Annotated in this window: 12 protein-coding genes; 9 read left to right on the top strand and 3 right to left on the bottom strand. The window is 66.0% G+C overall.

Features of this window, described 5'->3' with window-relative positions; genetic code table 11:
* Positions 1 to 223 precede the first annotated feature (223 nt).
* On the top strand, positions 224 to 415 hold the full coding sequence (locus BEN49_RS03035) for a hypothetical protein (RefSeq protein ID WP_125916460.1): 192 nt from the start codon (positions 224 to 226) through the stop codon (positions 413 to 415).
* A gap of 247 nt (positions 416 to 662) precedes the next feature.
* Here the strand turns inward: BEN49_RS03035 and BEN49_RS03030 are convergent, their stop codons facing one another.
* The 3 genes from BEN49_RS03030 to BEN49_RS03020 all read right to left on the bottom strand — a co-directional run bounded on the left by BEN49_RS03030 (position 663) and on the right by BEN49_RS03020 (position 5,690).
* The gene (locus BEN49_RS03030; RefSeq protein WP_070740584.1) at positions 663 to 2,180 is read right to left on the bottom strand and encodes a Fic family protein; all 1,518 of its coding nucleotides are present in this window, start codon (positions 2,178 to 2,180) and stop codon (positions 663 to 665) included.
* 387 nt (positions 2,181 to 2,567) lie between these two features.
* Positions 2,568 to 4,199 (bottom strand): Na+/H+ antiporter, encoded by a 1,632-nt coding sequence (locus BEN49_RS03025; RefSeq protein WP_070740580.1) that lies wholly within the window; start codon positions 4,197 to 4,199, stop codon positions 2,568 to 2,570.
* 669 nt (positions 4,200 to 4,868) lie between these two features.
* Positions 4,869 to 5,690 (bottom strand): universal stress protein, encoded by an 822-nt coding sequence (locus BEN49_RS03020; RefSeq protein WP_070740577.1) that lies wholly within the window; start codon positions 5,688 to 5,690, stop codon positions 4,869 to 4,871.
* 171 nt (positions 5,691 to 5,861) lie between these two features.
* Between BEN49_RS03020 and BEN49_RS03015 the strand changes: the two genes are divergently transcribed.
* From BEN49_RS03015 to BEN49_RS02980, 8 genes are all read left to right on the top strand, one after another.
* Positions 5,862 to 6,848 (top strand): 2-hydroxyacid dehydrogenase, encoded by a 987-nt coding sequence (locus BEN49_RS03015; protein WP_070740574.1) that lies wholly within the window; start codon positions 5,862 to 5,864, stop codon positions 6,846 to 6,848.
* A 35-nt stretch (positions 6,849 to 6,883) separates the two neighbouring features.
* Positions 6,884 to 7,360, top strand: a complete 477-nt coding sequence (locus BEN49_RS03010; protein ID WP_070740571.1) for a BLUF domain-containing protein — start codon at positions 6,884 to 6,886, stop codon at positions 7,358 to 7,360.
* Between the two features lie 14 nt (positions 7,361 to 7,374).
* Positions 7,375 to 8,862 (top strand): L,D-transpeptidase family protein, encoded by a 1,488-nt coding sequence (locus tag BEN49_RS03005; protein WP_070740568.1) that lies wholly within the window; start codon positions 7,375 to 7,377, stop codon positions 8,860 to 8,862.
* A gap of 77 nt (positions 8,863 to 8,939) precedes the next feature.
* Complete coding sequence (locus BEN49_RS03000) at positions 8,940 to 10,022, top strand: chemotaxis protein CheB (RefSeq protein ID WP_083325715.1); 1,083 nt, start codon at positions 8,940 to 8,942, stop codon at positions 10,020 to 10,022.
* Between the two features lie 276 nt (positions 10,023 to 10,298).
* Positions 10,299 to 11,753, top strand: coding sequence for a BON domain-containing protein (locus BEN49_RS02995; protein ID WP_070740562.1), 1,455 nt, complete (start codon positions 10,299 to 10,301; stop codon positions 11,751 to 11,753).
* Between the two features lie 327 nt (positions 11,754 to 12,080).
* Positions 12,081 to 12,872 (top strand): peroxiredoxin, encoded by a 792-nt coding sequence (locus BEN49_RS02990; RefSeq protein WP_070740559.1) that lies wholly within the window; start codon positions 12,081 to 12,083, stop codon positions 12,870 to 12,872.
* A gap of 128 nt (positions 12,873 to 13,000) precedes the next feature.
* On the top strand, positions 13,001 to 13,753 hold the full coding sequence (locus tag BEN49_RS02985) for an SDR family NAD(P)-dependent oxidoreductase (protein ID WP_070740556.1): 753 nt from the start codon (positions 13,001 to 13,003) through the stop codon (positions 13,751 to 13,753).
* A gap of 170 nt (positions 13,754 to 13,923) precedes the next feature.
* Complete coding sequence (locus tag BEN49_RS02980; protein WP_070740554.1) at positions 13,924 to 14,220, top strand: hypothetical protein; 297 nt, start codon at positions 13,924 to 13,926, stop codon at positions 14,218 to 14,220.
* The last annotated feature ends 197 nt before the right edge of the window (positions 14,221 to 14,417 follow it).

Raw genomic sequence — 14,417 nt, 5'->3', positions numbered from 1 at the left:
GGGCTGGTCCACGAACTTGAAGCGCGTCACGTCCGGGCCTGGCAACGCTGCCAGCAAGGCCCGGCGCAGGCCCTTTGCCCGCTCGGTGTATAGTCCCAGGGTGTGATGGGACCACCAACGTCTTTTAAACGACACCAAACGGGCGTTGGAAACCAGGCATTTTCCCGGCACCTCCCTCTACCTCGGTGCCCATACGGCGGACGAAGGCCAAGACGTACAAGGCGTGCGTACCGATACCACCGCGGCTACGCTGCACATGCGGAGCGTGCTAGCCTTGCAGCGTTACTTTGAACACACCCCGCACAACGGGTTGAAATACCGCGGCAAGTATTATCCAAACGACAGTCACATGTCGGTTCCCTTGATTGGCGAATACGAGGCGCTGCGTTTCCTATTTGGCGCGGGGCCCAAGTAGCTCCCGCGTGTGGCGGCTCCGTAACCGAGTAACAGGCATCCGGTAGGGGCTCAGAAAGTGGGAGCTAGCGCCAGTGCTTTTTGAACCCAATTCTTGACCCATTAAAACAGGTCTTTTTGCTGTGTGCAGGTGATAGAAGAGAGGATCATCAGCATGGTGCGCCTTTCAGTACCTAACTAGGGAGCGTGAACCAGGCAGCGCCTAATGACCGGCAAGCGAAGGCTCATTTAACCTTTGGACTATACTTTTAACCAAGGCCAACAGGGCTCGCCAATGGGCGGCCCGGTCCAACAAGTTGCCAGCGCAGCTGCGACGACACTTCCGCAAAAGCATTCTGCGCTTCCAATTGCGCTTTTACTGCCTCAAAAGAAGTAAACTGCACATCAGCCACGAATTGCTGGGCACCGCTCAGCATACGGATGTACAGGCCCGGCTCACTTTGCTGGCTCAGCCGACGCAGGGCATCCGGATAGCCTTCGCGGGCGTGAGTGGTAACGATGATGCGGCACTGGCCAGCGCTCACCAGCTCGGCGTTCATCATCAGGCGGGCCAGGCGGCCATTGCCATCATCAAACGGGTGAACTTCACTGATGAGAAACATCATGAACATGGCCCGCGCCAAGGGTTCTTTCAAGTTCTGGTACAGCTTAAAACCTTCGTGCAGGGTACCGCGCACGAGGCCGGGGTCCACGAAGCTGATCAGGTCGGCCTGGTTGGCATACTCTTTCCACTGGCCGGGACGCTTGTCGGGGCGGGCGCGCATGAGCTGAGCGTGCCGCCGCTGCAAAATGGCCAGCAGGTCCTCCGCCGACTGCGGGACCACCCGCATCTCGGCCACGTTGCTGCACAGCTGGTAGGTACTCAGCACGTCATGTGAGTCGGCATGCCGGCCGCCCATTAGCTGGCCGGTTTCCACGATGCGGTGCGCCTCATCCACCTGAAATTCGGTGCCTTCAATGAAGTTAGAAAAATATGCTTCAAAAAATGCCACCGTATAAAAGGGCGCCGCCGTGGGCGCGGGATCGGGCCGCTGGGGCAGAACCGCCGCTTGCAACGCACTGAGCAAGGTGGTAAACAGCGCCACCCGGCCGGCATCGAACGGCAGCCCTAGGGCGCGGGCGCGGGCCACGGGGGAAGTCAGGATTTTGCTGGACTGGGTGGTGAGCAGCGCCCCCGCGATGCGTTGCAGTTGCGCCAGCTCGGCGGTCCAATCTAGGGCCCTGGCTACTTCGCGGGCCTGGTCGCGCAGGATATTCAGGCCCTCCTCGCCCCGGATGCGCAGCACCATCTCCAGCCGCTCCTCCACGGTTTCGAGGAGCAGCGACTTACTCACCCCGCCTTGGCGAACGCGGCCCGGCTGTAGGTTTTCCAGCAGGCCCCGGGCTTCCGACGCAAACAGCAGGCTACCACCCCCGAACGGGGCATCGCCGGGCAAAGGGCCGGGCCCTTCCAGTAAATGCACGACTAGGCCAGGCAAGGCCACGTTGCGGGTGTACTTATAGGTCAGAAACAAGTGCCCGTCGGCCGTGGGCTGGCCTTCCAGCTGCGAGAGGTGACTGATGAGTGCGCCCGGAAACAGGTGCTGCACCACCGGCAGCCAGTTCTTACGAATCAGCACTGCTGGCGCGGTGGTCAAGTCCGACGAATAGATGCGGGACGCGACCTCATGCAATTCGCCCCGCTGCCGGGCGGCCCAAATCTGGCGATTCAGGGCTGGGTCAGAGGTGCCGAATACCAGCAGCGGCCAGCGCACATTTTTTTCCATTAAGCCGACCTCTCCAGACCGATTTGTTAATTTTATTTGCTTAAGATGGCAATTCAATCATTTTATTTAGATTAACTGCGCATTCGTTCCGGGTAGCCAGCGCTTCTCAGCCAGCGTTATCAGCGCAAAACTGCCCATCTGGACGTCATGCACTGCGGCGAGGAACACTACTTGCTCGGCCCTTTTCGGCGAGCTAAAATCGCGCCGCGTGCCCAGCCGGCTGGCAGCATAACTACGAGTATCGGGAGTGGTAGCAGCGACAGGACGGTAAAGCAGGGGGCTCGCAGAATCCGGCGCACATAGCCGCAAAAACGAGCAAATTCTCCTATTGAGTTAGAATCGTCTGGCCGCTGCCTGCCGAAAGCCAGGTCGTTGCGCCGGGGCCCCTCAACTGCCCGCCGCGCCGCTTTCCGCCAATTGCGTTTGCAGTTCCAGCTCGGCCAAGTCCAGCTCGCGCTGGAGCTTGCGGATGGTTTCGACCTCGGCGTGGCCCTGCTTGTGGCGCTGCACGAGCAGGCCCCGCTGGTGCTGCACCAAGGCCAAATCGGTGCGCAGCGCTTGCTGGTGCCGGCGCTGCCCGGCTCCTGGCCCGGCTACGCCGGGCAGCGCCGGGTCAGCGGCGTTGGCTTGCAGCAGGCCAATTTGCTGGGTGAGGCGCTGTTCCAGCGGGGCCAGCACCTCGGGGGCCGTGCAGGCGGCCAGGGTGCCGTGCAGAAACGCCAGCGAGTCGGTGGCCAGCTCCAGGCGCAGGGCCTGCTCGTGGCGGTCGGCGGCGGCGGTTTCCCCGTGCACGCCCAGGCGGCGTACCAGCCACGGCAGCGTGAGGCCCTGCACCAGCAGCGTCACCAGAATGACGGCGAAGGTGAGGAACAGCAGCACGTTGCGTTGCGGGAACGCGCGGCCGTCGGCCAGTGCCAGGGGCAAGGCCAGGGCCGTGGCCAGCGACACCACCCCGCGCATGCCGGCCCACGACGTCACCAGTAGCTCACGCCAGCTGATGAGCGGCGGGGCCGTATCGCCGGTTGAGCGGCGGAAAAAGGTGACGAGCGCCGTCACCGGGAAAATCCACACGATGCGGATGCCGATGGCCACGGCGCTGATGAGCAGCCCGTACCCGCACAGCGCGGGCAGGTGGCCGGGCGGCAGGCCGCGCAGCACGGCCGGCAACTGCAACCCGATGAGGATGAACACGAAGCCGTTGAGCAGGAAGTTGACCACGCGCCAGAAGCTGGCATTTTGCAGGCGCGTGGGCCCCGAGTACACTTCCGGGGCCCGCCGCGACATCACCAGGCCCATGAACACCACCGCCAGCACCCCCGAGGCCCCCACGTGCTCGGCCAGTAAGTACACCAGAAACGGCAGCAGCAGTGAAATGGCTGTGGCCGTGGTGGCCTCGCGCACCCGGGCTTGCAGCCACGCCGTGCCGTAGCCGGCGGCCACGCCGAGGGCCACGCCGCCGCCGGCCACCAGCACAAACTGCCCACCCGCCTGCCACGCCACAAACCCGCCGCTGACCACGGCTGCCACGGCGTAGCGGTAGGCAATCAGGGCGGTGGCGTCGTTCACCAGGCCCTCGCCTTCCAGCGTCACACTTACACTTTTGGGCAGGCCCAGGCCCTGGGTGGCGCTGCTGGCGGCCACGGCGTCGGGCGGCGACACGATGGCCCCCAGCACGAAGGCCAGCGGCCAGCCAAAGCCCGGCAGGAAGTAGTGTGCCACCACGGCCACGGCCACCGTCGTGAAGGCCACCAGCCCCACGGCTAGCAGCAAAATGGGCCGGCGGTAGTGGTTGAAATCCTGCCAGGTAAGGTTGAAGCCCGCGTAGTAAAGCAGCGGCGGCAAAATCAGCAGAAACACCACGTCGGGCTCTAACTTGATGGGGGGCAGACCGGGCACGAAGCCCAGCGCCAGGCCCGCCGCCACCAGTAGCACCGCCTGCGGCAGCCGGCTTTTCTGAAACAGCACCGACAAGCCCGCGAGCAAGGCCAGCAACACCAGGATGGTTTCGAAGCTATTCATAACGAGCGGAATGCGGCAAAGCTACTGCGGCCTACAGGTCCGGGCCCTGCCGGGCACAGCTTGGCGGCACCCGCTAACCCCGCGGACACCTAAGCCCCTCGCCGCCTTCTGCTGCGCGTAGCAGGCCGTTTCTGGAAGTGGAAGGGCTGTATTGGGTTTGCTGAAAGGGCCCCAGACAACCCACCTAAAAAGCGGCCCGTCCGGCCGGGCGGGCGGAACCTTGCAGCCTCCCCAATACCTTGATTTTCAATAAGCTAGGCAGCATCGCTTTTTACTTACCACCTTTATGACCCAGCCCCTTGCGCCAACTTCCCGCCCCGCCTACCTGGCTGCGGCATCCTTTCTCATTCGCGACGGGTAGCTGCCGGGCCCCAATAGTCATATTCTGGAAGCAGCCGAACTGGTGGGCGGCCGCTTCAGTGGGTTGCGCCGAGCCCACCCGGCTGGCCCTGGTGGCGCTGCCCCGCGCTTGCACCTTTTTATCAGCGCTCGGGTCAATCGACTTACGCGTCGTAGGTTTTGCCCTGTTTGTTTGGCGATGCCTTTTTGAAGGGGCGCAGCCGGAGAGTACTCGACTCATTAATGCGCGCGAAATTCCAGCCCGGGGAAACACCATCACGCCTTGGGGCCCCTCACGGCCGCCGATAGCAACAATCCCCCGCCGTTTTGTTACTCGGCCGGCAGCACCAGCACGGGTATTGGGCTGTGCAGCAGCACGTGGGCCGTGACGCTGCGGTGAAAAAGCCCGCCCAAAAAGCTGCGGGGGCGCGCCACCAGCACCACCCAATCGAATGCGCCGCCGGCCACGGCCTCCAAAATGCCGCCGCCCGGCGTGGCGTGCACCAGGCTTTGGGTGCGCAGGGAGGTAACGAGGTCAAGGGCCAGGCCGGTGCGCGCCAGCGCCTCGCGGGCGGCGGCGGTGCCGGCCGCCGCGCTGGCCTGGTTGGGGGCGACGTGCAGCACAGTCAGTTCGGCGGGCAGCGCGTCGAGCAGGTGGTGGACCAGCCCCGCGTGCTCACCCAGGCTGAATTGCTCCTCATCGAGCGCTAGCAGCAGGCGCTGCGGGTGAGCAAACCGGGCGCCCACGGGCACCACCAGCATGGGCTGCGGGGTGGCGCGCAAAATATCCAGCGCGGCGGTCGATACCAGCTCATCGGGCATACTATCGGTGTTGCGGTGGCCCAGCACCACCAGCGCGGGCTGGTGGCGACGTAGGGCCTCGGCCACGGCGGCGGCTACCTCGCCGTGCGCTACTTCGGCCACGGCGGGCGCGGCCATCTCGCGCGTCAGGCTGGCCAGGGCGAGGTCGATGGCCTCCTGGCTGAGCGTGTCGACGCGGCCGGAGAGGTGCTCGGGGTCCAGCAGCGCGTCGCGCCGCACGTGCAGCAGCACTAGCTGCGCGCCGATGGTACTGGCCAGGGCGTCGGCGTAGGCCAGGGCGTGGTCGGCAGGTTGGAAGAAGTCGGTGAGCACCAGCAGCGAGAGCTTCATGGTAGGGGGTAGGAGGGGGGTGAAACCTGCCGGCAAAGGACCGGGCGCGGCCCGCCCCCGGCCCTGTCAATCGTCAGCCCCGCCACCTGATTTTTATCATGGGCCGGGCGGGGCGGCGGCCGGAACCTTGCGGAGCACCCGGCCTGCTATCTGCCGGGGCCTTCAACTCTTATGAACGTGACCGTTTTCAGCACCCTGGCCTTCGAGCGCCCTTTTCTGGAGCAAGCCAATGCGGCCCGGCACCAGGTGCAGTTTTACGAGGCCGCGCTCACCGACCAGACCGCGCCGCTGGCCCAGGGCGCACTGGCCGTCAGCGTATTCGGGGCCGATGATTTGTCGGCGCCGGTGCTGGCGCAATTGTGGGCGCACGGCGTGCGCTACGTACTGGTGCGCGCCGCCGGCACCGACCAGGTAGACTTGCCCGCCGCCCACCGGCTGGGCCTGCGCGTGGCCCACGTGCCCGACTACTCGCCCCACGCCATCGCCGAGCACGCCGTGGCCCTGATGCTGGCCCTGGCCCGCCACCTGCGCCTGGCCGACCAGCAGCTGCGCGCCAACGACTTCTGCCTCGACCAGCTTATTGGCTTCGAGCTGCACGGCAAAACGGTGGGCATTGTGGGGGTAGGGCACATCGGGGCGGTGCTGGCGCGCATCCTGCACGGCTTCGGCTGCCGGCTGCTGGGCGTGGATGTGCAGCCCAACCCCGACCTCACCCAGCGCTACGACTTGCAGTACGTAACCCTGCCCGAACTGTGCGCCCAGGCCGACATTATCAGCGTGCACACGCCCCTCACGGCCCAAACCCGGCACCTGCTCGACGACCAGGTGCTAGGCAGCCTGAAGCCCGGCGCCATGCTCATCAACACCGGCCGCGGCGGCGTGCTCGACACCGCCGCCGCCCTGCGCGCCCTGGCCAGCGGCCAACTCGGCTACCTGGGCCTCGACGTGTACGAGGCCGAAAAAGGGCTGTTTTTCGCCGACCACACCCGCGACCCGCTGCGCGATGAGGCGTTTGCGCAGCTGCTGACTTACCCTAATGTGCTCGTGACCGGGCACCAGGGCTACCTCACCCGCGAGGCCCTGGCTGCCATTGCCACCACCGCCGTGGCCAGCTTCGACGCCTGGGCCTCCGGCCAGCCCGCGCCCCACGAGCTGTAGGGCGCGCCTCCTTTTCACCCTTTCTTTTCTGCTTCGTGGACCTTCACCACCTCATTTACCAAAGCCAGGCCCTAGGCGATTTTAACGAGCCCGCGCTGGCCGCCTTGCTGCGCCGGGGCCGGGCGCATAACCAGGAGCACAATATATCAGGCGTGCTACTGCACACCGCTGATGGCCGGTTTTTGCAGGTGCTGGAGGGCCCCAAAACGGCCGTGCGGCACCTGTATTACCACGTTATCCTGTCCGATACCCGCCATTTTCACTGCCAGGTGATAAGCGAGGGCCCCTGCGCCCAGCGCAGCTTTGCCGACTGGACGATGGGCTGCCGCCTGGCCCAAGCCGCCGACCTGCGCACGCTGCTCGGCGAAGCGCCCGCCAATACCCTAGGGCTAGCCCACCGGCCCTACCCCCGCCCCCAGCTGCTGGCCCGGCTGGAACACTTTGTGGCCCAGGGCCCCATCGAAACGGGCCAGGAACATCCGCTGGACAGCCAGCTCACCCGCCACCGCTAACTCCCGCTTCGCCTGTGGCGCTCTTCGCTGACATTCGGATACTGGGCTGCGGCGCGGGCTTATTGCTGGCCGCGCAGTGCGGCTCCGCGCCCACGCAATCGGGGCCGCCGGCTACGAAGCCCTTGGCTACTAACGTACAAGCTGACAGCTTAGTAGATGATGCCATTCGGGCGCTGCTTGATACCGTCACGGCCAGCACTTCCGGCCGCGCCGATGCCCGCCTGGGCTTGCAAGCCGGGGCTGAGGTGCGGGCGTTGTATGGTCCGGCCGGAGCGCCCGTCTGGCTGGTCGGCGCGGGCCCTAGTCCCGATGCAGCGGGGGCCCTAGCGCTGCTGGCACAGGCCCCCGCGCACGGCCTGCGCCCAGCAGACTACGGCAGCGAGCGCCTGCTGCTGCTGCGCGATTCGCTGACCCGCCCCGCCGAGTTGGCCCGGCGTACCCTCCAGCTGGCGCGCTTCGAGGCGTACCTCAGCGATGCGGTACTCGGATTCATGCGCGATGTAAGTCGCGGCCGGCTGCACCGCTACACGGTTTCGGCTAGCGAGAAAGCCGCCGGGCCTAGTGGGCAGCCAGTGGCCCGGTTGCGGGCAGCGCTGGCCAGCCACGCGGTGCCCGCCGCCATGCTGGCCGGCCAGCCCGCCAACCGCGAATACCGCCAGTTGCAGCAGGCCCTGGCGCAGTGGCTGGCGCTGCCGAGCGCCCCCGATTCGGCAGCGCAGCAGCGGGCCCGCTACGAGCAGGTGGCCGCCACCTTGGAGCGCTGGCGCTGGGACGCCCTGCCGCCCACGCCTGACTATGTGCTGATTAACATCGCGGCCTGCGAGCTGCTGGTGGTGGCCAACGACTCGGTGCAGCACCGCTACCGGGTGGTAGTGGGCAAGCCCACCACGCCCACGCCCACCCTCAGCAGCACCATCGACCACTTCACGCTGGCCCCCGACTGGCACGTGCCGCGCTCCATTGCCACCCGCGAAATGCTGCCCCAGCTTAAGCGCGATGCCGGCTACCTGGCCCGCCACAACTACGCCCTCTACGACGCCCAGGGTCGCCTGCTCGACGCGCGCCGCATCAGCTGGGCGCGGGTCACGGCCCAGAATTTTCCTTATACCATCCGCCAGTCGGCTGGCTGCGAGAACGCGCTGGGCAACATCGTTTTTCGCTTCGCTAATCCTTATTCGGTGTACGTGCACGATACACCGGAGCGCCAGGTATTTGCCCGGCCCTACCGGGCCCTGAGCCACGGCTGCGTGCGCCTGGAAACCCCCTTCGCGCTGGCCGCCTACCTGCTGCGGCGCGGCGGCCAGCCGGTGCAGCTGCCCAGCGAAGCCGAGTGCGCCCGCCAGCCCCGCCCCCGCGACGTGCGCCTGCGCCGCCCCATGCCGCTGTTCGTGCGCTACGCCACCTGCACGGCCGAGGGCGGCCGCCTGCGCTTTCTGCCCGACCCCTACCACCGCGACGAAACGATACGCCAGGGGTTGTTTGGGCCAAGCCCCGCGCCCTAGGGCTGGCACCTGGCCGCCCTACCCCCCCTTCTCCACCTAAAACCGGCTCCTGGCCCTAAAGCCGACCCGCAACCCGCATGGCCTCATCCTCTGCACCTTGCTACCGGCACGTGGTCGTCATTGGCGCTTCGGCGGGGGGCGTTTCGGCGTTGCTGGCCCTGGCCAAAACGCTGCCGGCTGATTTTCCAGCCCCTATTTTCATAGTGCTGCACGTGGGGGCTACGCTGCCCAGCATGTTGCCCGAGCTGCTGAGCGCCGTGTCGAAGCTGCCGGCCCGGCACCCGGAAAGTGGGGAGCTTATCGCGCCGGGAGTTATCTACGTGGCGCCGCCGGCCCACCAAATGCTGCTCGAAGGCAACCGGGTGCTGGTGACGCAGGGCCCGCCGGAAAAAGGGTTTCGGCCCAGCGTTGATGCGCTGTTTCGCTCGGCGGCCAGCGCGTATGGCCGGCGCGTAATTGGGGTGGTGCTCACGGGTTTTCTGAGTGATGGGGCCCTGGGGCTGCAACAGGTGCAGCAGCACGGCGGCTTGACCATTGTGCAGGACCCGCACGACGCCGAGCAGCCCGCCATGCCCACCAACGCCCTGGCCCTGTTAACGCCCGACTACCTTGTGCCATTGGCCCAGCTAGGGCCCCTGCTCGTGCGCCTGACCACGGCCGGCGCCCCCGCCAACCGGCGCTCGCCCGGGGCCAAGCCCCGTGGCTGGGTTGCCGCGAAACTGCTGCTGCTCTGGACCGTCCTGGTGCCGGGCCTGGCGCGCGCGCAGGCCATCGCCGTCGAAGCCGTGCCGCCGCTAGCCTTCGCGGCAATGTTCCAGCAGTACCCACAGGCCCGGCAGATTACCTGGCGCCGGTTTCGGGCCTGGTACCAGGCCAGCTACACCCAGGGCCCGGCCCGCCGGCTGGTGAGGTTCAGTAGCACCGGCGACGTGGAGGCCACCGGCCAGGACATGGCGCTCGGGGCGCTCTCGCAGCCCATTCAGCACACCCTGGCCACGTACTACCCCACCCGCACCTTCTGTCGCGCCATCGAGGTGACCAACGCCCGCACCGGGGGCCTCACCTACGAGATGGCCACCTGCGAAACCGCCCTCAGCCGCACCGTTACGCTCACGGCCAACGGCCGGAAAATACCCCGCCCCGACTATGGGGTAAGGTAATTAGCCCAACCTGTCATTTGTAGCCAGGCAAAGAAGGTCATGCAGACCGAAGGGAAGCATCTCGCGTGCTGACGCCAGGGTTACTAAACTCAATGAAGCGAGCGAGATGCTTGCCTTCGGTCTGCATGACCTTCTTTCTGGCTAATTGTCGTACCGCCCTAGGCGGGCACTACCTGACAAATATCAGCTAGTAAGAACATAATCATCAGGGTATTGCCAAGGAAAAGAGCGGAATTTTGGGGCCTATTCACGCCTTCAATTTTCTCCCCACTGCCCATGCAAACCCTGGAAACCTTCGCCCCGCCCGCCGCGGCCGAGTACCTGTCGGACCCCGAGATTACGGCCGCCATCGAGCTGTTTTTCCTGACTAACAAAGGCGTGCCCGCGCACCTCATCGACGTGGCCACCCACGACGGCATCGTGCAGCTGACCGGCATTACCGACAACCTGCTGGCCAGCGAGCGGGCCGAAGAAATTGTGCTGGCCGTGCGCGGCGTGCGCGGGGTGGTCAATGAGCTACTCATCAGCACGCCCGACGTGCCCAACGACGAGCTGCACCGGGCCGTGACCGAGGCCCTGGCCACCGACCCCGCCACCACGGGCTACAACGTGGCCTGCCGCGTGGCCGAGGGCGTGGTGACGCCCACCGGCGTGGTGCAGTCGTGGGCCGAGCAGCAGCTGGTGCTGCGCGTGCTGCGGGGCGTGCGCGGGGTGCGCCGCCTGGTGACCGATGAATTGCTCATCCGCTGGGGCGAAATCCAGAATTCGGACGAAGAAATCAGCACCCAAATCCGCGAGCTGCTCGACTGGGATATCCGCGTGTTTAGCAACGAGGTAGTGGTGCGCACCAACGACCGGGTGGTGCACCTGAGCGGCACGGTGGGCACCGCCGCCGAGCGGGCGCAAGTGGTGGCCGTGGCCAACCAGGCCGGCGCGACCCGCGTCGATGCCCGCGACTTATTCGTGGCCTACTGGGCCATCAGCAGCGAGCTGCGGCGCGAAAAATTTGCCCAGCGCAGCGATGCCGACATTGCCCAGGCCGTGCGCGATACCTTCCGCCACGACCCGCGTGTGCTCTCCTATCAGCCGGTGGTAGTGGTTCAGAATGGGGTAGTTACGCTGACCGGCCAGGTGAGCAGCCTGCGCGCCAAGCAGAGCGCCGAGCGCGATGCCCACCACGTGGTGGGCGTGTGGGCCGTGCACAACCTGCTGAAAGTGCGCACCCGTTGGTTTACGCCCGACGTGGTGGTGCGCCAGTCCATTCTGGATGCGCTGGGCCGCGACCCCTACGTGGGGGGGGTAGGGTTTGAGGTGCGCGTGAGCAACGGCCGCGCCCACCTGCACGGGCAGGTAAATAGCCACTTCGAGCAGGCCCAGGCCGCCGAGGTAGCCAGCGGCGTCAACGGCGTGGCCGAGGTCGAGAACCTGGTGCGCGTGCTGAGCAGCACCGACTTCAGTGGCCCGCCGGCCGCCTGGTACCCTGGCGCGCTGCACCCGGCGGCCCATCCGCATTCGGATTTCGCGCTGGCCGAGCGCATCCGCACGCTGTTTTTCTGGTCGGCCAGCCTGCACAACCAGGACGTGGCGGTGCGGGTCGAAAACGGCCGCGCTACGCTCTCCGGCACCGTCGATACCTGGCTCGACCGCGAGCAGGCCGCCTTCGATGCCTACGAGGCCGGCGCCACCTCCGTGGATAATGCCTTGGAATTGGTTTCTTCCAAATTTCTTTAAATCAAACGTATGCGCTCCCGTGCTACCCCCGGCCGGAACTCCGCCAGTCGCCATGATATGGGCCAGGTAAGCCCGGCCGCCCTGCGCATCGCTCAGGAAGCTGACGCTACCATGTCGCCTGATGCGTGGGAAGCAAGGTATGGTGGGCCGGGGTTGCCCAGCCCCCTAGGGCCCTCAGCAGGCGCCCCACCACGCAACAAGCCATTCCCAAACCCATGAACTCCTCCATCCTGGTACTGGCCAATTTGCCGGAAGCCGCTGCCCACACGGCGCGCTACGCCGCCGCCCTGGGCCAACCTCTGGGCCTGCGCCTGGCAGCTCCCGATTTTGAAGCCATTACTTACGACTGGCCCTATCAAGTTTGCCGATTTTGCGCCCGGCAAGTGGGTGCTGTTCTTCTCGCACCCGGCCGATTTTACGCCTGTCTGCACTACTGAGCTGATGGGCTTTGCCAAGCGCGAGGACGAGTTTACGGCCCTCAATACGGCGCTGCTAGGCCTGAGCATCGACAGCATCCACTCGCACATTGCCTGGGTTAATGACGTGCGCGAGAAGAGCGGCGTGTACTTCTTCTTCCCTATCATTGCCGACATCGACATGCAAATGGCGCGCCTCTACGGCATGCTCCAGCCCGCGGAGAGCGACACGGCCGCCGTGCGGGCCGTGTTTTTCATCGACCCGAGCCACAAAATCCGCCTCGTGCTGTACTACCCCATGAGCGTGGGCCGCAACCTCGACGAGCTGCTGCGCGCCCTCCAGGCCCTGCAATACGTGGACGAGCACCACGTGTCGCTACCCCTCAACTGGCAGCTGGGCCAAAAAGTCCTCCTGCCGGCCCCCGTTACCCTCACCCAACTCGGTGCGCGCCTGGCCGACGACTCGGTGGAGCAACCCGAGTTTTACCTGGCCGAAACCTACGTGTATGGGCCAGCTGCAAAGCGGGTGCCCGCGGCCAAAATACCCTTCATCCGGCGCCCTTTCGCGCCGGCGAGCCCGGTACCAGGTAGCAGCCCCACTAGCGAAGGCCTCGCAATAAAGCCCCGGTTTCCTACCCTGGAAGCCGGGGCTTGTTTGCGGATTTGGCTCCCTGGTTGCCAGCCGCAGCTTGGGGCAACCTGACAAAAATCAGGTAACCGGGCCGGGTTCGTCAGGGCCCCGGCTAGCCCTGCCGTGGACCTTTACCCCCTGCTTACGACCTCGGCCCGGCTGGGCCGGGTGAGGATTTTGCCGCTTAACGCACCCGCTTCATGGACAAGGATTTGCAAGGAAAAACCGCCCTCGTTACCGGGGGGGCTTCGGGTATCGGCAAGGCCGTGGCGCTGCTCTACGGGCAGCACGGGGCCCGGGTAATGGTATCGGATGTGGACGAAGAGCAGGGCCAGCAGGTGGTCGAGCAGCTGCAAATGGGCGGCGCGCAGGCGCAGTTCTTCAAGGCCGACGTGGGCGACGCCGCCCAGTGCCGCCAGCTGGTACAGGAAACCGTGGCCGCCTTCGGCACCCTGGACATGGCCTGCAACAACGCTGGCATCACCGGCGAGCTGAGCCTGACGGCTGACTACTCGCTGGAGGGCTGGCAACGCATTATCAACGTGAATCTTAATAGCGTGTTCTTCTGCCTGAAATACGAGCTGGAAGTGATGCTGAAGCAGGGCACGGGGTCGATTATCAACATGTCATCCATCCTGGGGCAGGTGGGCACGCCCACGCTGGCGGGCTACGTCACGGCCAAGCACGGCGTCATCGGCCTCACCCAAACGGCCGCCCAGGAATACGCCGCCCAAGGCATCCGCATCAACGCCGTGGGCCCCGGCTACATCGACACGCCGCTGCTGAGCGGGTTTTCGGCCGGCACCAAAGCCGGGCTGGTGGCGCTGCACCCCATCGGCCGCCTGGGCCGCGCCGAGGAAGTGGCCGAACTGGTCGTCTGGCTCAGCTCGGAAAAAGCGTCGTTCGTGACGGGCAGCTACTACCCCGTCGATGGCGGGTATTTGGCCCGCTAGGCTGTCTTTATTCCGGTCCGCCGGCGCGAGCCGGCCGACGGTTGTCGTTGCGAAGCCCGCGCTTTTGCTAATGACCACCTGACGCCCTTCAACGACAACCGCTCGGCCGGCTCGCGCCGGCCGAGCGGGCCCTAGCCGGCATTATGGCTCACCCTCAAATCCCTACCCCCATGAAAATCGCCGAACCAACCCTGGCGCTGGAATTAGCCACTGGCCTCGAAGCTCACCTGCACGGCCTCAGCCCCAAGCACACCCGCCGGATGCACCAGAAAGTAGCCCGCTCGGTGCAGAAGCTAACTAAAAGCTTCGCCCGCCTGCTGGCCAAGGAGCAGCGCGCCCGCGACAAGCAGCAACGCCGCGCCACCAAAGCCTCGGTCGATAACCTGATGCTGAAGCTGCACGAGCTATTGGGCCAACCCGCCGCTGCGCCGCGCCCCCTGCGGCGGCCCGGCACCCTGGCCGCGTGAGGCCACCCGAAGCCGGGCCGGGCACGGTATTGATTATCAACGGCGGCTCGTCGAGCATCAAGTTTGCGGTGTACGCGCTGGGGGCGGCCGGCACCGCGCCGCAGCGGGCCTGAGCGGCCAGCTCGACCGCATCGGGCAGGCGGGCACGCGGCTGCGGGTGACTGCGGCGGCCGGATGCGCCCCAAGCAGCCAGCCCG

Origin of the sequence: Hymenobacter coccineus (assembly GCF_001816125.1) — a bacterium.
In the GTDB taxonomy this organism is placed as follows: domain Bacteria; phylum Bacteroidota; class Bacteroidia; order Cytophagales; family Hymenobacteraceae; genus Hymenobacter; species Hymenobacter coccineus.
Note: the sequence above shows the minus strand (reverse complement) of the source record. Positions and strands in the feature narration are given on the sequence as shown.